This is a genomic window from Streptomyces uncialis (genome assembly GCF_001905345.1).
Classification (GTDB): Bacteria; Actinomycetota; Actinomycetes; order Streptomycetales; family Streptomycetaceae; genus Streptomyces; species Streptomyces uncialis.
In genome coordinates this window covers 426,554-449,938 of record NZ_LFBV01000003.1, presented here as the reverse complement: position 1 = coordinate 449,938, position 23,385 = coordinate 426,554, and the positions used below count along the sequence as shown (strand labels likewise).

Genomic DNA, 23,385 nt, shown 5'->3' with positions numbered 1-23,385 from the left:
AGGGTCACGACGACTTCGACCCCTTCGGGCCGGACCGCGGCCCGCGGTGGACCGCCCTGTTCGCCGCGACCCCCGGGGACGCGACGGGTCCCGCCCCGGGCACGGGGACGGGGGCACGGCGGAGCACCGTCGGTGCGGAGGATGTTCCGCTGCGGTGCACGGGGCTTCGGGCCGACACGGGGACTCCTTCTGCGCGGTGGACTCACGGACGGGGCGGGACGGACACCGTGGCCGGGCGACGGCCCTGGAAGGGTGGGACCCGGTCACTCCCGGTCGCCGGACCCGCCTTCGCACCGGAACGTCCGTCGCTCCCATGAAGCCCCGGGACGAAACAGGAGGACCGATCCTCCCGGGCCGTCCCGAAGCCGTCCGGAGGCCGTTCGGTCCCGGGCCCTGAAGCGTGCGGAGCCGCCCGTCGGCCGGTCGATGAAGGCTCGCGAATCCATGCCGACCGTGTCAAGGAACTTCACCGCCGCCCGGTCCGCCGCCCCGTGGACCACTTCTTCCCCCGCACTCGATGACAACGGCCCCGGTGCACCGCCGTCATGAACCCGGTCACCACCGGCGGCGGCACACCCCGGGATGACATCGAATGGACCGGAAGTAGCTGCCAACCGCGCGGCGGGAGCAGCCCGCTCCCGGCCCGCTAGCCTCGGAACGAGAGGTGCTCTCCGCGGCCCTGACGGGGGCGCGTCCGTGGCGCACACCGGACGGCTCCCCGCGTACAGCGCTTGTGGTCCCATCAGCCAGCCCCACCTCGCGGAGGACGTGCCATGGAGCAGCAAGAGGTCGCCGAGCACATCAAGGCATCGCTGGAGGCGGTTCTCCAGCGGGAGGTCGTGGGGCTGAACGCCGACAGCCGGCTGTTCGAGGATCTCTCCCTGGACTCGATGAGCGTCCTGGAGCTGCTGCTGACCCTGGAGGACACGATCGGTCTGGAGATCGACCCGGACGAGCTCGACGCGGAGGTGTTCCGGTCGTTCGGGAGCCTGTCCGACTACGTGGTGGGCCAGTTGCGGAAGGCGGCGTGAGCGGCCGCGCGCCGCGGACGGGGGACGGACCGTGACGATCACCATGTCCCGGGTGGCGGTACGGGTGCCCGACGGGCGGGACGGGGTCGACGAGATCCTGGCACGGTACGACCGGCCCCGGGCCGAACGACGGCTGTTCACCCGGATCTACGGGCTGCGCACCAGCCCGGTGCTCGCCGCGGGGGAGAGCCTGCTGGAGCAACTGCTGGACGCCGGACGGGAAGCCCTCGCCGGCCAGCGGGCCGCCCTGGTGCTCTACGGCCACACCCTGCTGGTGCAGCCGTTCGGGCATCACGACGAGTTCGTGTCGGAGATCCGCGACCGGCTCGCCCTGCCCGGGGTCCCCGTGTACGGGATCTCCCGGATCAACTGCGCGTCGGTGCTGCGCGGCGCCGACCTCGCCGACCGCTTCCTGAGCCGTCCGTCCGCCGCTCCCGAGGACACCGTGCTCGTGCTCGGCGGCGACCAGGGAAGCATGGGGGACATGTCCCGCGTCATCCCGGGGGTCGCGGTCTGCGGGGACGCCGCGGCGGCCTTCGTCATGGGCCGCGAGGGGACGAACCACCGTGGCCGGTACCGCTATCTGGGCGGGGCGGCGGCCCGCGACGACCGGTTCCACCGCAATCTGCGGATGACACCGGAGGAGAGCCGGGCGTTCGGCGCCGCCTGTGTCGAGGGCATGGCGGGCGTGGTGGACGCCGCCCTGGAACGGACGGGACTGCGCCGCGACGAGGTGGACTGGATCATGCCGCACATGTCCAACGCCTTCGTCTGGCGCGCGGTCGGCGGAGCGCTGGGCATCCCGATGGAGCGGATCTGCCTGGATCTGCTGCCCGATCAGGGCCACCTCTTCGGAGTGGACGCGCTGACCGCGCTCGACCACGCCGACCGCACCGGCCGACTCCGGCCGGGCCAGCGGTGCGTACTGGCCGCGCAGGGCATGGGCGCCTACTTCCAGGCGGCCGTCGTCGAGGTGACGGACGACGCGCCATGACACGACGAGGACGGCAGGACGCGCACCGCGTCCGCGTCGCCGTGGGCACCCCGCGGCATACGACCACGCGAGCCGGAGGCGCCCTGTGAGCACCGGAGCCCCCCTGCTGTCCGTGGTCGCCCTCGCCGTCGCCACGGAGGAGGACCCGCGGTACCACGACCCCCGGCGGTCACGGGACACCGAGGACATGGCCGGACTGTTCGGCGGCTGGGACACGGCGCGGGAGGACGAGGGCGACGGCCTGCTCGCCGCGTACCTGGCCTCCGTGGCGCAATACAGCGGAGCGCCGCCGTCCGAACTGCGCATGCTCACCGCACCGCCGGACGGCGAGGACATCGCGAGGACGGCCCTGAGCCGGCTGGGCCCGCCGCCGGGTCCGCAGCCCTTCGTCCTGGTGCAGGCATCGGCCGACCGGGACATGCTCAGCGCGGCCCTGCCCCGGCTCGTCCATGAGAGCCGGTGGCCCGTCACGGAGGACCTGGGCCTCACCCATCTCGGAGATCTGGGCGGCACCGCCGTGGTGGGCCTGGTCTCCTGGTGGGCGGACGCCCGCTCCGGGGCGACGGCCCTGGTCGTCGACCAGCCATTGTTCGCCCTCGCCGGGACCCTGCCCCCGCGGCTGACCGCCGTGGCGCTGCGCTTCGGCGACGGCGACGGCCCCCTGCACGTCCTCGACCAGGGAGAGGGACGCCCCCCGCCCGCGGCGGACCGAAGCTTCCACGGCCCGGGAGCCTGCGGCGGCTGGCCGGAACTGCATCATGCCCTTCACCATGACGAACTGCGCCCGGATGACCGGATCCTGGTGCGCTGCGGTGCGGAGGAACAGCGTTCCTGGGTCCTGCTGCGCCGTACCGCGAGCGCCCTCGGCGAAGGCCGGTGAGCACCGCCGGGAACGGCACCCCGGCGGGACGAAGGGCCCGGGCCCCGGTGCGCCCCGACCTGCGGCCGCCGTGCCGCCGGGAGGACCACCGGCCCTCGGGGAGGAGCGCGGCAGGCACCGTCATATGACCCTGGCCATGGCCGAACGCGCTTGCCCAGCCCGCCCGTACGTCCGGTGACGGGACTCCGGAGGCACGGGCACGGCCCGGAGGAACGGGCACGGGTGCGCCCCGCTCGTCCACCCGTGCCCACCCGGGTCCGGAGGTCCGGTCACCCGGGTCACCGGCCGACGCCCGGCGCCGGACGACCGCGTTCCGTATCCGTCGGCCCGGCACCGGGCATGACACGGACCCGGCGCCGCCGAGCGCGCCCGACGCGCCGTCGGCCACCCGCGCGCAACCGCTGAATCCAGCCAGAGATCAGCGGACAAATCGGTCCGATACTCGGTCGGTTGCCCGGCGAGCGACACCTTCGCGCCACGGGAGAGGCTTGGTCTAGACGATTCGTCGGAGCGCTTGCTAGCTTTCGCATCGCTGATCAGCGGGCGTTCCACCAGAGCAATGGCCGAGCAGAGAGATCCGGCTGCCGTTTCTGTGTGTACGGGGGAGTAGGGATGCGCTTTCGCATGCTCGGACCGCTGGAAGTCACCGGTCCCGACCGCTCCGTCCCCATCACCGCCGAGCGCCAGCGCGTGCTGCTGGCCCTGCTGTTGATGGAGGCGAACCGGGTGGTCACGGCCGAACGGCTCGTGGACGCGGTGTGGGGCGACTCCCCGCCGTCCACGGCACGCGGCCAGATCCATATCTGTGTGTCCATGGTCCGGGCCAATCTGGCGAAAGCAGGGCTCACGGATGTGATCCACACCCGCCCCTGGGGCTATGTCGCCGAGGTCGCGGACGACGATCTCGATCTCCATGTCTTCGACCGCCTCGCGCTGGCCGGCCGCGCCGCTGCCGAGTCCGGCCGCCACGCGGAGGCCGTCTCCGTCTTCGCCGAGGCCCTGGCCCTGTGGCGCGGGGACATCCATGTCGACAGCGGCGCCGCGCGCACCGCGCTGCAAGCGCCCGTGGCCCGGCTCAACGAACAGCGGCTGACCGTCGTGGACCAGTGGGTGGACGCCCAGATGGCACTCGGCCTGCATCAGCAGCTCATCGAGCAGCTGATCGAACTGGTCATGCAGAACCCGCTGCGCGAACATCTGCGGGCCCAGCTCATGGTCGCGCTGTACCGCTCCGGCCGGCAGGCCGAGGCTCTGGAGGCCTACCGCGGCGGGCGCCAGGTCCTGATCGACGAACTCGGCATCGAACCGGGCGAGGAACTGCGCCGGGTGCAGGAGGAGATCCTGTCCGGTGCCCTGGACAGCCCGCGGCCGTCCCCCGCCGCGCCCCCGGCACCCGCGCCGGACGCTCCGGCCGCCGAGGCGCCCCGGGTGCCCCGGCTGCTCCCGGGAGCCATCGCGGACTTCACCGGCCGCGACGCACTGGTCGACCAGCTCAGTCACGCCCTGGAGACCGACCCCGCCGACTCGTGCGGCCTGCGGATCATCGCCGTCACCGGCAAGGGCGGGGTCGGCAAGACCACCCTCGCGGTGCACCTCGGCCATCTGCTGGCCGACCGCTATCCCGACGGACAGCTGTTCGCGAAACTCCGGGGCCCGTCCGGCCGGCCGGTGGCACCGGGACAGATCCTGGAACGGTTCCTGCGCAGCCTCGGAGTGCCCGGGGCCGCCATTCCGGCGACCGTCGAGGAACGCGCCGAACTCTTCCGCGACCACATCGCCGACCGGCGCGTCCTGATCCTGCTCGACGACGCGATCGACGAGGCACAGGTGCGCTGGCTGCTGCCCGGCTCCCCCCACTGCCCCGTCCTGCTCACCAGCCGGTCCCGGCTGACCGGCCTGGAAGGCACCCACTCCGTCCAGATGGACGTCTTCACCACCGAACAGGCCTTGCAGATGCTCTCCCGGATCATCGGCGCCGAACGGGTCCAGGTCGACATCCCCAGCGCCCTGGCGCTGATCGACCTCTGCGACGGCCTCGCCCTGGCACTGCGTATCGCCGCCGCCCGGATGGCCGCCCGCCCGCACTGGCCCCTCGGCCAGATGGTCGCCCGGCTGCACAACGAGCACGAACGGCTCAACGAACTGACCCACGGCGGGGTCGACGTCCGCGCCAGCCTCGCCGTCGCCTACCAGGAACTGCCGGTCGACGCCCAGTGCCTCTTCCGAAGACTGTCCGTCCTCGAAGCCACGGAGTTCTCCTCCTGGGTGGCGGCGCCGCTGCTGGGAACGGACGTGGCGACGGCCGAGGACACCCTGGAACGCCTGGTCGACGCGCAGCTCGTCGACGTCGAGCTGGTCGACGGCTGCCGCGCCCGCTACCGGCTGCACAGCCTGGTCCGTGTCTACTCCCAGGAATGCCTGGCCGAGAAGGAGAGCACACCGCAGCGCGCGGCCGTGCTCAGCAGGGTGCTCAGCACCTGGCTGTACCTCCTGGAGGAGGCCCAGCGCCGGGTGTACCAGGGCGACCACGCCCTTCACGGCACCGCACCGCGCCGCGCCCTGGACCGATGGGTGGTCGACCGCGAGGTGGCCGACCCGATGGTCTGGTTCGAGGAGGAACGCACCAGCCTGATCACCGCCGTACGGCAGGCCGCCGCGGCGGGTCACGACGAACTGTGCTGGGACCTCGCCCTGACGCTGGTCACGATGTTCGAGAACTACAACTACTTCGACGACTGGCGCACCACACACGAGGTCGCGCTGGCCGTCACCCGGCACAACGACAACCGCCGCGGCCAGGCCGCGATGTTGTACTCACTCGGCTCCCTGCATATGTTCGAGTACCGCCTCGACGAGGCCGGCAGCCGGCTGGGCGCGGCCCGCAAGCTGTTCCGCGAGGTCGGCGACCGGCACGGCCAGGCGCTCGCCATCCGCAACCTCGCCTTCATCGACCAGGTGCGGGGCCGCCGCGACGAGGCGATGGACGGCTACGAGGAGGCGCTCGCCAAGCTCGACCAGGCGGGCGACCCGACAACCGAGGCCCACATCCTGGGCAGCATGGCGCAGATCCAGCTGGACCGCGGCCTCGTCACGGAGGCCAAGCGCACCCTGGAGACCGCGCTCGCGCTCCTCCAGCACTCCGGCGGCCACCGCATCCGCGCGCAGACGCTCTGCCGCCTGGGCGAGGCACATCTGGAGACCGGCGACCTGGCAGCCGCCGAACGCGCCTTCACCGAGGGCATGGAGAGCATCCGCGCCGCCGGTGACCAGGTGGGCGAGGCCCACGCCCTGCGGGGCCTGGCCACCGCGCGGCACAGACAGGGCGCGCACACCGCGGCCCTGGAGATGCTGGAACGCGCCGTCGCCATCGCGGACCGCGTCAACGAACGATTCACCGCCGGCCGGATCCGGCTCACCCTGGGCGAGGTGACCGCCGAACAACGGCGCTACGTCCTGGCCCGGGAACACACGGCCGCCGCCCTGGAGATCTTCCAGCGGATCGACGCGGCGGGCTGGCGGGACCGGGCGATACGGGTGCTCAAGGACATCGACGCCGAGTCGGCCGAAGCCCCGGCGCCGAGTTGGTCCCTCTGGGGGCACGGCCCGTCGGCGCCACGGCTGGAGACCTCCGCGACGCGCCCGGGAGCCAGGCGCTGACCGCCGTGAAGGGTGATCCGCGCTGCGCCCGCGAGCCGCGCCGGCCACGGTGAAAGGTGAGCGGTAGCGACCTGGTAGCGCGAGGGGGGACGGTGTGTGCCCGGTGCGGACGGCACCACGCGGTGACACACGACCCCAAGGAAGAGGGCGACGCGGCGTGAAGCTTGTGGTGTCCGTCATGGACGGGACCAACGGACAGCCCGCCGACGGTCTGTCGGTCCGGCTCGAACAGTTCGGTCTGGACGGCTGGCGGCGGATCTGGAAGGGCATCACGGGCGAGGACGGACGGTCCGGGTGCGCGGTGAGCCCGGGGGAGATCGACGGCTTCTCCCGGCTGACGCTGGAGACCGACCGGTACTTCGCCACGCTCGGACTGAGGCCCTTCTACAGCCACATCACGGTGGAGCTGTCGGGCGGCGAGCCCCACGACCGCCAGGAACTCTCGGTCGTGCTCACCCCCCACGGATACGTGGTCTGCGGAGCCGGCTGACCCGCGCGTATCCCGCCCGCCGGGTGCCCCCGACGGGACACCGGCAGCCGACCGGCCAGGAGGGACGAGCACGGGACGGCGCTCGAAGCGCGACTCCCGGCTCCCGGCTCCCGGCGTACATGGTCCCGCGCGTCACCTCCGTGGTGGAGGAACTTCCCCTGAACGCCAACGGGAAGATCGACCGGCAGGCCGTCACCACGGCCCTCGAAGGACGGCGCGCGGCGCGCCGTCCGGTCACGCCGCGCGGGTGAAACGGCGACCCGCCACCGCGACCGCCAGCAGGGCCAGTACCGCGATCAGACCGACCTCCAGCGCGACCGGCGGGGCCCAGCCCCACAGCTCGGGCCCCGCGGCCCGGCCGCCGTAGTCGACGACCCCGTCCCCGGGGAGGGTGCGGCGTACGGCGTCGACACCGTAGGTCAGCGGATTGAGCAGCACCGCGGTGCCCAGCCAGCCGGGCAGTCCGCTGGCCGGGAACATCGCGCCGGACAGGAAGAGCATCGGCATCATCGCCAGGCTCACCGCGATCTGGAACGTCTGCGGCCGTGTGATGCACACCGCCGCCAAAACCCCCATCGCTGTGAAGGCGAAGGAGATCAGCGCCAGTTCGAGCAGCACGAGCAGCATCCCGGCACGGTAGGGGATGCCCACGATCCCGGCCGTGGCGAGCACCATCGCGGCATACGCGGCACCGGTGGTCGCGCCGCCCAGACAGATGCCGAGGAGCAGCGTCCCGCGGCGCACCGGGGCGACGAGCATCTGGCGCAGGAACCCCGTCTGACGGTCCCACACGATGGCCGCCCCGACCGCGATCGCGGGCGCCTGCAACGCCATCATCAGCACACCGGGGAAGAGGAATCCCTGATAGCTCCCGCCGCCCGCGCCCACCTCGTTCAGGCCGGTGCCCAGGATCAGCAGGAACATCAGCGGTGTCAGCAGCCCCATCCCGATCTGCAACCGGTTGCCCAGGAAGCGGATCATCTCGCGCTGCCACATCACCTTGAGCGTCCGCAGATCCCGGTGGCCGGGCCGGCGGGGGCCCGGCGGCGACGGCGGCTGTGCCACCCGTGTCCCACCGGCGTGGGCGACCTCCGTACCTGACATCGGCTACCTCCTCCTGGCGACCAGATCGGCCATCGTCATCGGTCCGGTCTCCGCTTCCCGGATGGTGCGGCCGGTGTAGTGCAGGAACACATCGTCCAGCGTGGGCGGTGCGACGGTCACCGAGTGCACCGGCACGGTGAGTTCGGCGCACAGCGTGGGTACGAACGCCGCGCCGTCCGCCGCCCGCAGCCGCACCCCGCCGGGCCCGGCCGCCGCGTCCAGCCGGAAACGCTCCCGCAGCACCTTCACGGCCGTGTCGTCGTCCCCCGTGCGCAGGGTGATCAGATCCTCGCCGATCACGGCCTTCAACTCGTCCGTGGCACCCTCGGCGACGATCTCGCCGTTGTCGATGATGGCGATCCGGTCGCAGTGCTCGGCCTCCTCCATCTGATGTGTCGTCAGGAAGAGGGTGGTGCCGCGCTCGTCGCGCATCCGGTGCAGATGCTCCCAGATGGCCACCCGGGTCTGCGGATCGAGTCCGGTGGTCGGCTCGTCCAGGAACAGCACATGCGGCGAGTGCAGCAGCCCCCGCACGATCTCCAGCCGCCTCCTCATACCACCGGAGAACGTACGCACCCTGGTACCCGCGCGCTCGGTGAGGTCCACCATGTCGAGCATCGCGGCGATCGTCCGGCGCGCCTCGCGCCGGGGCATCCCGAAGAGCTCCGCGTGGAACCTCAGATTGTCCTCGGCGGTCAGATCGCCGTCCACGGTGGACTCCTGGAAGACCAGACCGATACGGCGACGGACCTCGTCCGGTTCGCGGACCACGTCATGACCGGCGACGGCGGCATGCCCCAGGGTCGGCCGCAGCAGGGTGCACAGCATGCTGATCGTGGTGCTCTTCCCCGCGCCGTTCGGGCCCAGGAAACCGAAGATCTCACCCGCCCGCACACTGAGGTCCACCCCCGTCACGGCCTCCCGGTCGCCGAAGAGCTTGCACAGCCCCTCGGCGTGCACGGCGGGGGTCCCCGCGTCCCCCGTCACGGCCGCTCGCCCGACGGGTGCCGGACGCTCATCATCGTGTGGAACAGGGTCGTGTCGTCGCCCTCCCCGACCGCGGCGCCGCCCACCTCCACCCAGGCGTGCGCCCGGAACGGCTCGGTACGGACACCCGTGCACCAGTCCGGCCACCGCCCCCGCAACCGGCACAGCAGGACCGTCGCGATCGACCGCTGGAGACAGCCCTGCCCGGCGCACCGGGCGCTGACCGTCACCACCGCCTGACGGGCACCGAGCGCCTGCGCGATGGTCGCCGGACGGGTGCCCCGCCGGGCGAACCGCAGCACCTGACCCAGCCTGCGCGGCGGCAGCAGACTCAAGGGACGCGCCACGACGACCGCGCCGCGCGCGGTGAGGTGCCGGTGCCAGGACAGCCGGACCGAGAGCTCGGAGGCGACGGGCATCGTCATGACGCCACCACCAGACGGGCCTCGCTCAGCGCGTCGACCAGCGTCCGCACATCGCTCAGCGCCCGCTCGGCGGCCACGGAGCTGTCCCGGGCCAGCCGCTCCGCGACCTCCTGCGGCGACCGCCCGTCCAGCAGCAGCCGCAGTACGGTCGCCCCGGCCGGGTTGAGCTGCCAGTAGCGTCCGCCGCGCTGGTCCAGCAGGACCATCCCGCCGCCGGTGTCGGTGGCGGTGACATCCGTTCTCAGGGTGAGACTCATCGTGGCTCTCCTGTCGGGTGTGCCGTCAATGCCGCCGCGGGGGCGGTGCGGACCGGCCCGCGCAGCCAGGCCTCGCAGGACAGGGTGTTCTCGAACGGCGTCAGATCCCGGGTCTCGGGCTTCGGACCCAGCAGCCCGGCACGGAGCGCGCCGGCGTCCACCAGCCCCAGCCGGGCGAGCTCCAGATCGTCGCACCGCTCCAGCAGCAGCCGCCGGTTGCGCAGCAGGCCCTCGTACGCCTCGGCGCTGAACTCGCCCTTGCTGCGGCGGCCGAGCAACTGGGCGGGGACGACCCCGCGCATCGCGGCGGTCAGGACCGGCTTGTACCGGCCCCGGGCGACCCGGTCCTCGGTCCGCACCATGAGCGCCGCTTCGAGCACACGATCGTCCAGGAAAGGGGCCTCCAGCGTGACGCCGGTGCCGTCGAGGGCGAGATTCATCTGGCGCAGCGCGCTGCCGCTCACCAGCGCCCCCTCGATCACCTGGTGCTGATGCCGGTCCCGGTGCATCGGCCCGGGCCGCGCGTCGGCGGCCTCGCCCAGCAGACGCCGTACGGTCGCGACGGCGTCCCCGGTGGCCCACGGCGGCATCCTGGGCACCCCGCCCCAGCCGAACGAGGGTTCCCGCGGGTGCGGAAGGGGATCGGTGAGACCGTCGGCGACGGCCCGCAGCGAGGCGGCGAAGGGCCTGGAGTCCAGGAGACCGCGGACCGTGGGGCCGAGCCACCAGCGGTTCAGCAGCCGCATCCGGTTCAGATCCGGCAGGCTGGTCAGCGGATGTCCGCGCACCATGGACCACAGATACGTGGGGCTGGGGGAGAACAGCTCGTCCCCGCCGACCCCCATCAGATGCGTCCGTGCCCCGGCTCCCGCCGCGGCGCGCGCGACGAACTCCATCTGGGCGTGGTTGCGGTGCCACGCCAGCGGCCCTTCCAGCAGACCGCCACCCGCCGCGTGGTGCTCCGGCGGCGTCTGGAACCACGTCGGCCTGCGGTCCGCCGGGACGGACCGGTGGCGGGCGTCCGGCAGCGCGGCGGCCGACCGCTCCCACCACAGCGCGTCGTCGTTCGCGAGGTCCAGCGGCTGCCAGTGATGGGTGTGCAGCTCCGCCCCGGTGGCGGCGGCCAGGAAACACAGGCTGGTGGAGTCCATCCCGCCGGAGAGGTCGGCGCTGACGGCGGTGCCCGCCCGGGCCCGGGCCCCGACCGCGTCACGCAACGCGGAACGCACCGTGCCGGCCGACCGGGACAGCGGGGCGACGGGCTCCGGCACACTCCACCACCGGTGGGCGCGGCACTCACCGCCGGGGGTCAGCTCCAGCCAGTGGCCGGGGGCCGACTGCGCCACACCGGACCACACCGTCCGCAGGCTCAGCGGCCACGGCGGCCCCGGGGTCAGCAGCCGCAACGCCAGCGATTCCTCGTCGACGCCCCGCCCGGCGAGCGCCGCGAGACGGGCCGGATCACCGGCGGCCACCGTGACGCCGGAGACCCGGGTATGGAAGATCTGCCGGGCGGTCGACAAGGTGCCCTGCGCCCGTACCCGGCCCTCGAAGGAGGCCGTCAGATGACAGCTTCCCGGTAGCCGACGGGCCAGGGAGTCCACATCGTGCAGCGAGCGTGCCGTCTCCAGCAGCCGTTCCAGCGTGCCCGGAGCGGGCCGGGCGCGGCCCAGCAGCACGATCCGGCGGTCCCCCGCGCTCACCGTCACGATCTCGTCCTCGTCCCAGTGGCCGACCACCCACGGCCGTCCCGAGGCGTGCCGCACCACCCGCGGGTCCCGGCGTTCGTTCCGGTCCCGGGAGCCGCCCGGCTGCGCCCCGACCTGGGCGAGCGCGGCGGCGTCCTCGCTGTCCGGGAGGATCAGGAAGTCCATGGTTCCTTCTCGGGAGTAGCGCTGACGTGGGGACATCAGGGCCGGGCCCGCCGCGGCACGCCCGCGGACCCGGTGGCGGCGGGGCGAAGGGCCGCACAGGCCCCGCGCCCCGCCGCCGACGCCGTCACATCAGCAGGCGAACGGCGTGTTCCAGCCGACCAGGTCGTTCGGGCAGCCCCAGGGCGTACCGAGCGTCAGCTCGGTGAAGTCCCCGACCTCGACCAGCGTGGGTGCCTCGTAGATCTCGATGTCCTCGATCATCGTCAACTCTCCTCGGTCCGAAGGTGTACGGACGTGCTCCCCGTCCCGCTGTCCGCGGGGACGGGAGGCGGCCCGTCGGATGGACAACCTCAAGGTAGGAGGCATCGCGTCCCGGTCTCCTGAGCCATCCGTCCCGTCCCGGTCCCGTATTCCCCCAGGACACTGTCCGGCCGATCGGCCACCGTGCTGCAATCTCTCGGGTCATCACCAGTCACCCATGGGAGAGGGGTCCGTATGCCTGACATCAGCCGCAGGCGCGTACTGGGTACCGGGCTGGCCACCACGGCCGCAGCCGGCCTCGGCATCACGGGAGCGGGGACGGGGTGGGCCGCGTCCGCGCTCCCCGGTCCCCACCAGGACCGGGACTTCCCGCCGGTACCCGGGATGCGCGGGGACCGGCGGGCCAACGAGTTCTGGTGGCAGTACGAGGTCCGGTTCGCCTTCGAGGCGACCCAGGAGGTCCGGGACGCCTACGCCGCCATCGACAGGTCCGTCGGCGGCCCGGGCGACGGATCACGTCTGTTCGCACTGCACGCCCGGTACCAGCAGATCCGGCGCGAGGGCGGCTTCCCGGGCGACTACCTGTCCCTGGTGGCGCCGGTCAAGGACGCCTACGCGGTCCTGTCCCGGCTCCAACTGGAGCTGTTCGACGACCACTACGGCGGCCGTCACCAGCACCTGCTGCCCTGGGCCTTCGTCCGGATGGGCGACGGCACCCTCTACGACCCGCGGATGCCCGGCCGGAACAAACTCCATCTGATGCCGTACGGCGCGAACGGCGTGATGACCCACGCCTGGCACCTCTGGCACGCCGTCAACCGGGCGAACACCCTGCTCGGCCTCTCGCCCGGCCGGTGGAACCGGATCGACCCGCTGATCGGCCTCGGATGGGCCGTGCAGTCGGTGATGTATCCGGACCCGGATCTGGTGAACCCGCCCATGGCCACCGGGACCGCCCAGCGACTCGTCCGGCAGTGGCGGTGGCGGACGCCCGCGCGGATGGACACGGCGTTCGACAGCCATCCGCACCCGCCGGGCCACCGCCCCTGACCGCCCACGGCCGGGGCACCGGACACCCCGGGCGCCCCGGCGACCCCCGCGCTCACGCGTCGCGTCTGCGCAGCACCGCGTAGCCGCCCAGCACCGCCGCGACCGTCCACGCCACGAGGACCAGCACCGCGGTGCCCGGTCCGTACGCCGTGGTCATGTCGTCCCGCTCGACGACCCGCATCAGGACGGCACCCGCCTGGTCCGGGAGGTACCGGGCGGCCTTCTCCACCCCCGGGATGATGTTCAGGATCGGCGACACGATGAAGAACAGCGGCACCAGGAGCGCCAGGGCGAGGACCGAACTGCGCAGCATCGTGGCCGCGCCCATCGCGAAGGCGCACATCAGCGTCATGTAGAGCGCCGCGCCCCACACGGCGCGCGCCGAACCCGGGGCGTCGAACGAGGTGCTGTGCGGACCGAGCGCGGCCTGGGCGACGAAGAACGTGATGAAGGCACTGGCCAGGGCCACCCCGGCCGCCAGCAGCGTCCCGACGGTGATCTTGGCGCCGTAGAAGAGACCGCGCCGCGGCACCGCCGCCAGCGAGGTACGGATCGTCCCGCTGGTGTACTCGGTGCTCACCACCAGCACACCGAACACCAGCAGGATGATCTGGCTGAAGGTGAGCCCCTGGAACCCGGTGTACACGGCGTCGAAGTTCGCCCGCTCCTGCGGGGTCCGGTCGTCGAAGGTGCCGCGCACGGCCAGCCCGAGCGACAGGCCGATGACGACGGAGACGAGGAACGTCAGCACGAACGTCCACAGGGTCGACCGGACCGTACGGATCTTGGTGAGCTCGGCGGTGAGCACCGCCCATGACGCACCCATGGTCATGATTCCTTTCCCTGGCCGGTGGGCTGCCGTTCGCCCTGCTGGCCCACGGTGCGGGAGACCGGGGAGCGGTACTCCACGTCCTGCTCGGTGAGCCGCATGAACGCGTCCTCCAGCGAGGCGGACTGCACGCTCACCTCGTGCACCGTCAGCCCCTGCCGGGCGGCCAGCTCGCCGATGGTCGCGGCCTGGTCCCCCACGGCCTCCAGCGCGCCGTCCGCCGCCCGGGTCACCGTGATGCCCCGCTCGGTCAGGACCTGGTGCATCCGGTCCGGTTCCGGTGTGCGGACCCGGACGAAGGTCAGGGAGTTGCGTGCGATGAACTCCTTCATACCGGTGTCCGCGAGCAGCCGCCCCCGCCCGATCACGATGAGGTGTTCCGCCGTGAGGGCCATCTCGCTCATCAGATGGCTGGAGACGAACACCGTGCGCCCTTCACCGGCGAGCTCCTTCATCAGATCCCTGATCCAGCGGATGCCCTCCGGGTCGAGTCCGTTCACCGGCTCGTCGAACAGCAGCACCGGCGGGTCGCCGAGCAGCGCGGCCGCGACCCCCAGACGCTGGCTCATCCCGAGGGAGAACTGCCCGGCCCGCCGCCCGGCCACGCTCTCCAGACCCACGAGTTCGAGCACCTCCCGCACCCGGCGCCGGGGAATCCGGTTGCTCTGCGCCAGCCACAGCAGATGGTTGTGGGCCGTGCGGCCGCTGTGCACGTCCTTGGCCTCCAGCAGGGCACCGACGTGCCGCAGCGGATCGGCCGACCGCGCGTACGGCCGGCCGTCGAACCGGACCTCTCCCGAGGTCGGGCGGTCCAGACCGAGCATCATCCGCATCGTGGTCGACTTGCCCGCGCCGTTCGGCCCGAGGAAGCCCGTCACCCGCCCCGGGCGCACCTGGAAGGACAGCCGGTCGACGGCCACGGTCTCGCCGTAGCGTTTGGTCAGTTCGTTCAGTTCGATCACACCGACACCCTCCCGCGTTCCGGGGGTCGGGCACATCGGACCGGAGCGTGAACCGGGATGTCCACCCGGGGTCCGGGGTCCACCGCCGCCGGCGGCCCGTTCTCAGCCCGGGGTATGACATACCCCGGGCTGATGCGTGGTCAGATCACCCCGGGGTACGGTCGGTCGGTGCAAGCGCCCGGCCCCCTCCCCGTTGTGCCCCGCCGTCTGAGCCGTGGCGGGCTGATCGCCGTCGACGGCCTGGCCGCCGCCGGGTACGCCACGCTGCTGCTGGTGGCCGCCCTCACCGAGGTACGACCCGCGGACCCGGGCGTGCCGCTGTGGGCGGAATGCCTGGTCGTCGCCCTGACCGGCCTCCCGATCGCCGTCCGCCGCCCCTTCCCGCTCACCGCCCTGGGTGTCGCGCTCGTCCTCGCCGTGGCCTCCGTGCTGCTCGACATGGTGCGGGACCCATTCGTCGTGGTCTGTCTGACGCTCTACACCGCCGCCGTCACCGACCCCGCGCGGCGGTGGATTCCCTGGCTCGCGGCCTCGATGCTCGGCCTCGCCGGCGCGCTCGGGACCCCGCTGACCACCACCCCGTACTGGTGGCTCGACGGCCCCGGGCTCATCCTCTTCGGCTGGGCGGCCATGGCGGGGTCCTGGACGGTCGGGCGTGCCGTGAAGGAGCGGCGGGCGGCCATCGCGCACTTCACCGAGCAGGTCGCCGAACGCGCCGCCGCGGAGGAACGCCTGCGTATCGCCCGCGAGTTGCATGACATCGTGACCCACAGCATGGGGCTGATCGCCGTCAAGTCCGCGGTGGCGAACCATGTGGCCCGCACCCGCCCGGAGGAGGTCCAGGACGCCTTGCGTGTCATCGAGGCGACCAGCCGCAGCACGCTCCGCGAGATGCGGCAGATGCTCGGCGTCCTGCGCTCCGAGGTCGAACCCGGCCCACTGGGCCCCGCCCCCGGTCTGGCCCGGCTGCCCGAGCTCGCGGAGCGGGCGGGCACGGCGGGTGTCACCGTCGAGATGGAACTGCGCACCGAGGACACCCTGCCGGAAGGACTGGAACTGTCGGTGTACCGGATCGCCCAGGAGGCCCTGACGAATGTGATCAAGCACGCCGCCCCCGCGTCCTGCCGCATCCTGGTCACCGCCGACGGCCGTACGGTGACGATCGAGGTCAGCGACGACGGCGGCGGTGGTCGGCACCCGCAGGGACACCCACCGGCCCGGCCGGGACCCGGCAGCGGGCGGCACGGTCTGCTGGGGATGCGGGAGCGCGCGGCACTGTACGGCGGCTCCTTCACCGCCGGACCGTCGCCCGACGGCGGCTTCCGGGTCCGCGCCCAGCTGCCCTACCAGCCCGTCGTCAAGAGCGGGGACGGCGTATGACGCGCGACCAGGTCCGGGTGCTCGTCGCCGACGACCAGGCGCTGCTGCGGGGCAGCTTCCGTGTCCTGGTGGACTCCGACCCCGGCCTGAAGGTCGTCGGGGAGGCGGACACCGGGGTGACGGCGGTCGACATGGCTCTGCGTACCCGGCCCGACGTGGTGCTGATGGACGTACGGATGCCCGAGATGGACGGTATCGAGGCGACCCGGAGGATCTGCGCCGCTCCCGGGGCGAAGGACATCCGGGTGCTGATGCTGACCATGTTCGACCTGGACGACTACGTCTACGCGGCGCTGCGCGGCGGCGCCAGCGGATTCCTGCTCAAGGACACCCCGCCCGGCGAACTGCTGGCGGCCATCCGCGTCGTCGCCTCCGGTGAGGGACTGCTGGCCCCCTCGGTGACCCGCCGCCTGATCGCCGAGTTCGTGCGCACCCCCGAATCGGCCCGCCCTCCCGGACGCGTCCTCGCCGGTACGACCGAGCGGGAGCGCGAGGTGCTGACGCTCATCGCCCGGGGACTGTCGAACGCCGAGATCGCCGCGTGGTTGCATCTGAGTCCCGCGACCGTGAAGACGCACGTGGGCCATCTGCTCAGAAAGCTGGAGGCCCGTGACCGTGCCCAGCTCGTCATCGTCGCCTATGAGACGGGACTGGTGGCGGCCTCGCCGGAGGCGGGAGCGTGACGGCGGCTCATCTGCCGAGCCCGGCGTCACGGGCCCGTACCCCCGCCATGGAACGGTCGTTGACCTGGAGCTTGGCGAAGACGTGCGAGACATGGTTGCGGACGGTCTTCTCGGAGAGCACGAGCGCACGCGCGATCCGTCGGTTGCTGTAGCCACGTGCCACCAGATCGAGTACCTCCCGCTCACGGTCCGTGAGCTGGGGGAACGCGGCCCGGCTGGGCAGTTCGTGCACCGCCGAGAAGTAGGTGCCGAGCCGCTGGGCGATGTCGGAGCTGAAGACCGCCCCGCCCTCCACCACCGTGAGAACGGCACGCAGCAGCACGTCCCGCGACGCGTCCTTGGTCACATAGCCGTGCGCACCGGCCCGCAGGACCGCCACCACCTCGTCGTCCTCCGCGGACATCGACACGACGAGCACCCGTGGCCGATGGGTGCCGACCGGACCGCTCGCGGCGTCCGCGGTGAGCTCCCTGATCGTCTCCAGCCCCGAGATCCCGGGAAGCCTCAGATCCATCAGGACCACATCCACCGAGGAACCCAGCTCCGGTACGAGGTCCAGGGCGTCCTCACCGCTGAACGCCTCGCCGACCACCTTCAGTTCACCGCTGCTCTCCAGGGCGGCCCGCATCCCCTCCCGGAACATCGGATGGTCGTCGACAAGGAACACCCCGACGGTCATGCGGCGCTCCGGGACGTGTCCCGGCGGGTCCGCCGCGTGGGTATTCGGGGCACTACGGCCCGCACCACGGTCCCCGGGGACGCGTCGGGGCGCGGGCCGACCGTACATCGGCCCCCCACCGCTTCGGCGCTGCGGGCCATGGAGACGAGGCCGATCCCGTGGTCGCGCGGCTGCCCGGCCCACTCCCCGGTGCCGTCGTCGCGCACCTCCAGGACCATGTTCCCGCCATCCGCCGACAGCTGTACGTCTATGCGCGCGGCCCCCGCGTGCCGGACCGCGTTGGTCAGGCTCTCCGCCGCGATGCGATAGAGCGCCGCTTTCGTGGCCGCCGCCACGAGCGGCGGACCACTGGGAACCTCCAGGGTGATCTCCGGCGCCGAATCGCCCAGGCTGCTGACCAGTTGCCGCAGCGCGTCGGGCAGTCCCACGCCGTCCGTGCCGCCGGACGGCGCGGTGTCGGTGATGCTGTGGACGCCCTGCGCCGCGCGCAGTGTCTCGGCCGCGGCCTCGGTGAGCAGCCGTCGCGTCTTGGGGTCGTGCGCGAGACCGGCGGCGGCCGTGTCCAACCGCAGTCTGATGCCGAGCAGGGTCGGACCCAGTGTGTCGTGGATGTCGTAGCGCAGCCGGCGGCGCTCCTCCTGCCGGGCGGCGTCCACGCGCCGGCGCAGGGCCAGGGCCGCCGCGGGGGAGAGCGCCGGGTCCAGGGACTCCGTCCGGCGCGGTCCCCGCAGCAGCAGGCCGCTCAGGAAGCACAGCACCCCGATGCCCGCCGCCGGGACCATGGCCGCCACCATGAGCAGCGCCCCGCAGAGCACCGGGACCCCCAGTCCGGGCCAGATCCGGCGGTTCGACCGCCGCAGCCGTCCGGCGAGCGCGGTGTACACGGGCAGTGCCATCGCGGCCGGAATCAGGATGGTCAGCCAGCCGGCCGGGCTGGGCTGCTCGCCCGGGGAGTCCGTGTCGACCGGGGCGAGGGCGTAGGCGACATAAGTGATCAGGGCGGACACGGCGAGATCCGCCCATGAGGGGGCGGTGCCCGGCGCCGTCATCCGGGGCGGCGCGAAATGCCTTACCGAATGATCTTCCGTATCGCCCGTTCCTGCCTCTCCGATGCGCACTGCGAAGTGCTTCCGCCTGCTCAAATTCCCCCCTTGGTGGATCTGCGAATCAAAGGCTAAGCCCCTTGGTCGGCCATCTGGAGAGTGATATCTGGTCAGCCGAAGCATGACGCGATTATCGGTTCGTCAACGGCATGCCACTCCGAATTCTGCGGGGACCCGATTACATGCCACGCATCCGTGGCGGTTGGCCGATGTGTGAACCGACCGCCCTGAGTGCATGGAGGGGGGCCGACGGCAACGGAGCGTTCCGGCGAACGGTCTGACCCCGCACGGTCGGAGATGGCCGTCCAGTACCGGACACCGATGAGCGGATCGGTCGGAACCTCCGAGCGATTCCCGCCACCCGGTAGCGCGCGCCGCAGCAGCAATTCGGGGTGATCGACGTGACCGTCCGGAGATCATCCCGGAATCGGGGAGAGTGAATGCAGTTCGGTATGAAAATATCCCCGGCTCCGGCGGTGGAAGTGTCGGCGGAACAGGAAGAAGAACGGCGGAGGAAATGTGAACGTGGCCGTCCGCGCGCCGCACCCGCCGATGGATCTGTATGCCACGCCCGCCGATAGGAGGGTCCGCGGCCTTGCCGGGGATGCCTCCGGGTAAGGCGGATGCGGTGCCACGGAGGCGGCCGTCCTCGGGCGCGCGGCGGCCTCTTCGGGCCTCGTGCCGACCTCCTGGCTCCGTCGTGCAGTCGCGGGAGCCCCGGTGCGGACCCGTCGGAAGGGGCGTTCGAGGTTAGGTTAGGCTAAGCAAAGTTGAGAGCAAGGGTTCTTCCGGCCACGCCGTTCGGTGGTGTCGGCCGCCCGTAAGTCCTAGGAGTCGTCCGCCGTGCGTCCCGTCCGTTTTCGTAAGACCGTCGTAGCGACCGGTGCGGTCCTGAGTGCGGGTCTCCTGTTGAGCGCCTGCGGGGAGTCCGGCTCGTCGGACAAGGGCGCGAGCAAGGGCAAGGTCACCGTCACCACGGCCAAGGGTGACGTCGAGGTCCCCAAGGAGCCCGCGCGGGTCGTCGCGCTCGACAGCACCTCCTTCGCGACGCTGAAGGCGTTCGGCGTCAAGCCCGTCGCGGTCCCCAAGGGGCTGCTGCCGGACGAGGGCTTCGAGGACTGGAAAAACGATTCTGCGATCAAGGACGCCGGAATCCACCACGAGCCCAAGCTCGAAGCCGTCAACGCGAGCGAGCCGGACCTGATCATCGGTGGCTACCGGTTCGCCGAGCACCACGACAAGCTGGCCAAGATCACCACCACGATCGATGTCGCCCCGTCCGACGAGGCCGAGGGCGGCTACGTCAACTCGCTGAAGGCGCAGACCGAGACCCTCGGCAAGATCTTCGGCAAGGAGGACGAGGCCAAGAAGATCGTCGACGGTCTGGAGAAGGCCAAGAGCGCGGCCGCCGCGGCGACCAAGGGCGAGACGGTGTTCCTCGGTGTCTCCAGCGCCGGCAAGATCGACAACGGTGCCAGCCGGATCGGGCGCCTCGCCGAGCCGCTGAACCTGAAGAACGTGCTGAGCGCCGAGGACGAGGAGAGCACGTCCGTCCACGACAACTCCGGCCTGGCTCCCGAGACCCTCGCCAAGCTCGACCCCGACTGGATGATCCTGCTGGACCGCGACGCGGCCGTGGGCACCGAGGACGGCTCCGAGCCCGTCGCGGCCAAGAAGATCGTGAACGGCATGGAGGCGTGGGAGAAGACCACGTTCCGCCGGCAGGACCAGGTGATCTACCTGGCGAGCGACTTCTATCTGACCGAGGGCGCCCAGGCGTACACCGACGCCTTCACCGCGGTGTCGACCGCCTTCGACGCGGCCGGCTGACACTCCCGCATCCGCGCGGCCCCGGGCACCCCGGGGCCGCGCGCCTCATCCGTCCCGGAAGCCCCATGCGCCGACTTCCCCTCGCGTCCGCCGCGCTCGGTGTGCTGGCCCTGGTCATCGCCTCCCTCTTCATCGGCGGCTACGACATCGGCCCGCGCTCCCTGTTCACCGATCCCGACGCCCGGGAGATGTTCCTCATCTCCCGGGTACCGCGCACGCTCGCGCTGATCCTCGCCGCGGCCGCCATGGCCGTCTCCGGCGTGATCATGCAGATGCTCGTACAGAACCGTTTCGTCGAGCCGACCACCACCGGCACCAGCGAGTGGGCCGCGCTGGGCGTACTGCTGCTCACCGTCCTCACGCCGGGTGCGTCCCTGCTGGTGAAGATGGGCGCCGCCAGCCTCTTCGCGTTCGCCGGCGCACTCGTGTTCCTGGTCGTCCTCAGCCGGATCGCGCTGAAGTCGCAGGTCATCGTGCCGATCGTGGGCATCATGCTGGGCGCGCTGGTCAGCTCGGTCACGGTGTACATCGCCTCGTCCACCCAGCTGCTCCAGATGCTCGCCACCTGGCGCTCCGGCGGATTCAGCTCGGTGGTCCGCGGGAGCTACGAGCCGCTGTGGGCGGTCGGAGCCATCGTCGTCGGCCTGTACGTGGCCGCCGACCGCTTCACCATCGCCGGTCTCGGCCGGGACACCGCCGTCAGCCTGGGGCTGCCGTACCGCCGCATCCTCTTCATCGGGCTCACCATGGTCGCCCTGGCCACCGGTGTCACCACGGTCGTCGTCGGCTTCATCCCCTTCCTCGGGCTGATCGTGCCGAACCTCGTCTCCATGGCGCGCGGCGACGACATCCGCCGCAATCTGCCGTGGGTGGTGCTGGCGAGCGTGGCCCTGATGATCGCCTGCGATCTCGTCGGGCGGCTCGTCGTCTTCCCCATGGAGATCCCGGCGACGCTGGTGCTCGGTGCCGTCGGCGCGGTGATGTTCGTCGCGATGATCCTGCGTCAGCGAGGGAAGGCCCATGTCTGAGACCCGTCCGCCGACGACCGCGACCGCACCGCACGACAAGGCCACCAGCGATGCCGGGCGCGCGGGAGGCACGACGGCGCCCCGCAAGGGCCTGCCCGTCGCCGCGCGACTGGCCCTCGCGGCCGGACTCGTCGCCGTCGCCGTGGTCTGCTTCCTCTTCCTCTTCATCGAGGGGACCTTCGCGTTCGCCTTCGAACGCCGGCTGACCGTGCTGGGCACGATGGTGATCGTCGCCTTCGCCCACGCGGTGGGCACGGTGGTCTTCCAGACCATCACCCACAACCGCATCCTCACCCCGTCGATCATGGGGTTCGACGCCGTCTACATCCTGACGCAGACCCTGCTGGTGGCGGTGTTCGGCGGCAGCGTGCTCGCCGCGACGGACGGGATGCCCAAGCTCGTCACCCAGACCCTGCTGATGGTCTGCTTCACCATGCTGCTGTTCCGCTGGCTGTTCTCCGGACGCAACGGCAGCATCCATGTGATGCTCCTGGTCGGCGTGGTGCTGGGCCTCGCCTTCCGCAGCCTGTCGGACTTCCTCCAGCGGCTGCTCTCCCCGTCCGAGCACGATGTGCTGGCCACCCGGCTCTTCGGACGGCTCACCAGCGCCGAGGTCGGATACCTGCCGCTCGCCGGAGCCGTGTGCCTGATCGTCGGCGCGGTCGTCTGGCACCGCCGGTACCGCCTCGACACCCTGCTGCTGGGCCGCGAGACCGCCACCAGCCTCGGCATCGCCCACAAGCGCGAGCTGACCGTGATGCTGCTGCTGGTCTCCCTGCTGATCGCGATGTCCACCGCGCTCGCGGGCCCCATGACCTTCTTCGGCTTCGTCACCGCGATGCTCGCCTACCAGTTCGCGGGCACCCACCGGCACGCCGTCGTCCTGCCCATGGCGTTCCTCATCGGCCTGCTCACGCTGGTCGGCGGCCAGTTCGTCATGGAGCACGTCTTCTACGCCTCCGGCATGCTCACCGTCGTCATCGAGTTCCTCGGCGGGGCCGTCTTCCTCGTCCATCTCCTCAGGAAGGGCAGCCTGTGATCGAGTTCACCGACATCCGCAAGGCGTACGGCGACATCACCGTTCTCGGCCCGGTGTCCGGGCGTATCCCGGCGGGCGGGATCACCTCGCTCGTCGGTCCCAACGGCGCGGGCAAGTCCACCCTGCTGACGATCATCGGCCGGCTCGCCGAGCCGACCTCCGGCACCGTGACCGTCGACGGCCTCGACGTCCACCGGGCCCCGTCCCAGGACGTGGCCCGTACGCTCTCCATCCTCCGCCAGGAGAACCACTTCACCGCCCGGGTGACCGTCCGCGAACTGGTCTCCTTCGGCCGCTTCCCGCACAGCCGCGGCAGGCTGACCCAGGAGGACCGGGCCCATATAGACGAGGCCCTGGACTTCCTCCACCTGGGCGACCTCCAGCACCGCTACCTCGACCAGCTCTCCGGCGGCCAGCGCCAGCGCGCCTACGTGGCGATGGTGCTGGCCCAGGACACCCGGTACGTACTGCTGGACGAGCCCCTCAACAACCTGGACATGAAGCACTCCGTCCGGATGATGGGCCAGCTGCGCCGCGCCGCCGACGAACTCGGCAAGACCGTGGTCCTGATCGTCCATGACATCAACTTCGCCGCCACCTACTCCGACCGGATCATCGCCCTGCGCGACGGCCGGATCGCGGCCTCCGACACGGTCGGGGCGATGATGCGCGCCGAGGTGCTCACCGACGTGTTCGACACCCCGGTCCGGGTCCACGAGGTCGAAGGCCGGCCGACCGCCGTGTACTACCGCTGACCGGACCGGACCTGCCCCGATTCGCAGACCCGTGGGCCGACGGGACGGCACCGCCCCGGCCCTCGGTCCGTCGGCGGCGAGCCGAGG

22 protein-coding genes are annotated in these 23,385 nt (G+C 71.8%); 12 read left to right on the top strand and 10 right to left on the bottom strand.

Going from position 1 to position 23,385, the window contains the following annotated elements; translation table 11 throughout:
* Positions 1-773 precede the first annotated feature (773 nt).
* The 5 genes from AB852_RS15915 (at position 774) to AB852_RS15895 (ending at position 7,052) form a co-directional block, all read left to right on the top strand.
* Positions 774-1,031, top strand: coding sequence for an acyl carrier protein (locus AB852_RS15915; RefSeq protein ID WP_073788595.1), 258 nt, complete (start codon positions 774-776; stop codon positions 1,029-1,031).
* 31 nt (positions 1,032-1,062) lie between these two features.
* Complete coding sequence (locus AB852_RS15910) at positions 1,063-2,025, top strand: 3-oxoacyl-[acyl-carrier-protein] synthase III C-terminal domain-containing protein (RefSeq protein ID WP_245876797.1); 963 nt, start codon at positions 1,063-1,065, stop codon at positions 2,023-2,025.
* 85 nt (positions 2,026-2,110) lie between these two features.
* Positions 2,111-2,905 carry a hypothetical protein gene (locus tag AB852_RS15905; protein ID WP_073788593.1) on the top strand — a complete coding sequence of 265 codons (795 nt, stop codon included), beginning with the start codon at positions 2,111-2,113 and terminating at the stop codon, positions 2,903-2,905.
* Positions 2,906-3,517: 612 nt separating this feature from the next.
* The gene (locus AB852_RS15900; protein ID WP_079184640.1) at positions 3,518-6,562 is read left to right on the top strand and encodes an AfsR/SARP family transcriptional regulator; all 3,045 of its coding nucleotides are present in this window, start codon (positions 3,518-3,520) and stop codon (positions 6,560-6,562) included.
* Positions 6,563-6,719: 157 nt separating this feature from the next.
* The gene (locus tag AB852_RS15895; RefSeq protein WP_073788589.1) at positions 6,720-7,052 is read left to right on the top strand and encodes a hydroxyisourate hydrolase; all 333 of its coding nucleotides are present in this window, start codon (positions 6,720-6,722) and stop codon (positions 7,050-7,052) included.
* Positions 7,053-7,286: 234 nt separating this feature from the next.
* Here AB852_RS15895 and AB852_RS15890 read toward each other — a convergent pair whose 3' ends face one another.
* The 6 genes from AB852_RS15890 to AB852_RS38635 form a co-directional block, all read right to left on the bottom strand.
* The gene (locus AB852_RS15890; protein WP_073788587.1) at positions 7,287-8,156 is read right to left on the bottom strand and encodes an ABC transporter permease; all 870 of its coding nucleotides are present in this window, start codon (positions 8,154-8,156) and stop codon (positions 7,287-7,289) included.
* 3 nt (positions 8,157-8,159) lie between these two features.
* Positions 8,160-9,143 carry an ATP-binding cassette domain-containing protein gene (locus AB852_RS15885; protein WP_073788585.1) on the bottom strand — a complete coding sequence of 328 codons (984 nt, stop codon included), beginning with the start codon at positions 9,141-9,143 and terminating at the stop codon, positions 8,160-8,162.
* Positions 9,140-9,568 carry a lasso peptide biosynthesis B2 protein gene (locus AB852_RS15880; RefSeq protein ID WP_073788583.1) on the bottom strand — a complete coding sequence of 143 codons (429 nt, stop codon included), beginning with the start codon at positions 9,566-9,568 and terminating at the stop codon, positions 9,140-9,142. Before AB852_RS15880 ends, AB852_RS15885 begins: the two co-directional genes overlap by 4 nt.
* On the bottom strand, positions 9,565-9,825 hold the full coding sequence (locus AB852_RS15875; protein ID WP_073788581.1) for a lasso peptide biosynthesis PqqD family chaperone: 261 nt from the start codon (positions 9,823-9,825) through the stop codon (positions 9,565-9,567). The genes AB852_RS15880 and AB852_RS15875 overlap by 4 nt, the downstream gene beginning before the upstream one ends.
* A complete protein-coding gene (locus AB852_RS15870) occupies positions 9,822-11,699 on the bottom strand; it encodes an asparagine synthase-related protein (protein ID WP_073788579.1) in 1,878 nt (625 codons plus the stop codon). Before AB852_RS15870 ends, AB852_RS15875 begins: the two co-directional genes overlap by 4 nt.
* 129 nt (positions 11,700-11,828) lie before the next feature.
* Positions 11,829-11,960: a lasso RiPP family leader peptide-containing protein gene (locus AB852_RS38635; RefSeq protein WP_107420598.1), complete on the bottom strand. Its 132-nt coding sequence runs from the start codon at positions 11,958-11,960 to the stop codon at positions 11,829-11,831.
* A 234-nt stretch (positions 11,961-12,194) separates the two neighbouring features.
* On the opposite strand from AB852_RS38635, the gene AB852_RS38630 reads away from it, so the two are divergent.
* Positions 12,195-13,010 (top strand): hypothetical protein, encoded by an 816-nt coding sequence (locus AB852_RS38630; RefSeq protein WP_107499249.1) that lies wholly within the window; start codon positions 12,195-12,197, stop codon positions 13,008-13,010.
* Positions 13,011-13,062: 52 nt separating this feature from the next.
* On the opposite strand, the gene AB852_RS15855 is transcribed toward AB852_RS38630, so the two are convergent.
* Positions 13,063-13,842, bottom strand: a complete 780-nt coding sequence (locus tag AB852_RS15855) for an ABC transporter permease subunit (RefSeq protein ID WP_245876796.1) — start codon at positions 13,840-13,842, stop codon at positions 13,063-13,065.
* Entirely contained in the window at positions 13,839-14,801 is a 963-nt protein-coding gene (locus AB852_RS15850; protein ID WP_073789180.1) for an ABC transporter ATP-binding protein, read from the bottom strand. Before AB852_RS15850 ends, AB852_RS15855 begins: the two co-directional genes overlap by 4 nt.
* 195 nt (positions 14,802-14,996) lie before the next feature.
* Between AB852_RS15850 and AB852_RS15845 the strand changes: the two genes are divergently transcribed.
* Together AB852_RS15845 and AB852_RS15840 are read left to right on the top strand one after the other, a co-directional pair.
* Positions 14,997-16,181: a sensor histidine kinase gene (locus AB852_RS15845; protein WP_245876795.1), complete on the top strand. Its 1,185-nt coding sequence runs from the start codon at positions 14,997-14,999 to the stop codon at positions 16,179-16,181.
* Positions 16,178-16,864, top strand: a complete 687-nt coding sequence (locus AB852_RS15840) for a response regulator (protein ID WP_073788572.1) — start codon at positions 16,178-16,180, stop codon at positions 16,862-16,864. The genes AB852_RS15845 and AB852_RS15840 overlap by 4 nt, the downstream gene beginning before the upstream one ends.
* A 7-nt stretch (positions 16,865-16,871) precedes the next feature.
* On the opposite strand, the gene AB852_RS15835 is transcribed toward AB852_RS15840, so the two are convergent.
* Together AB852_RS15835 and AB852_RS15830 are read right to left on the bottom strand one after the other, a co-directional pair.
* Positions 16,872-17,543: a response regulator gene (locus AB852_RS15835; protein ID WP_073788570.1), complete on the bottom strand. Its 672-nt coding sequence runs from the start codon at positions 17,541-17,543 to the stop codon at positions 16,872-16,874.
* Positions 17,540-18,550: a sensor histidine kinase gene (locus AB852_RS15830; protein WP_178391027.1), complete on the bottom strand. Its 1,011-nt coding sequence runs from the start codon at positions 18,548-18,550 to the stop codon at positions 17,540-17,542. The genes AB852_RS15835 and AB852_RS15830 overlap by 4 nt, the downstream gene beginning before the upstream one ends.
* A gap of 939 nt (positions 18,551-19,489) precedes the next feature.
* Between AB852_RS15830 and AB852_RS15825 the strand changes: the two genes are divergently transcribed.
* The 4 genes from AB852_RS15825 (at position 19,490) to AB852_RS15810 (ending at position 23,298) form a co-directional block, all read left to right on the top strand.
* On the top strand, positions 19,490-20,476 hold the full coding sequence (locus AB852_RS15825; RefSeq protein ID WP_073788567.1) for an ABC transporter substrate-binding protein: 987 nt from the start codon (positions 19,490-19,492) through the stop codon (positions 20,474-20,476).
* A gap of 65 nt (positions 20,477-20,541) precedes the next feature.
* A complete protein-coding gene (locus tag AB852_RS15820) occupies positions 20,542-21,504 on the top strand; it encodes an ABC transporter permease (RefSeq protein WP_073788565.1) in 963 nt (320 codons plus the stop codon).
* The gene (locus tag AB852_RS15815) at positions 21,497-22,543 is read left to right on the top strand and encodes an iron chelate uptake ABC transporter family permease subunit (RefSeq protein ID WP_079184638.1); all 1,047 of its coding nucleotides are present in this window, start codon (positions 21,497-21,499) and stop codon (positions 22,541-22,543) included. Before AB852_RS15820 ends, AB852_RS15815 begins: the two co-directional genes overlap by 8 nt.
* On the top strand, positions 22,540-23,298 hold the full coding sequence (locus AB852_RS15810; RefSeq protein WP_073788563.1) for an iron ABC transporter ATP-binding protein: 759 nt from the start codon (positions 22,540-22,542) through the stop codon (positions 23,296-23,298). The genes AB852_RS15815 and AB852_RS15810 overlap by 4 nt, the downstream gene beginning before the upstream one ends.
* Positions 23,299-23,385: the final 87 nt, after the last annotated feature.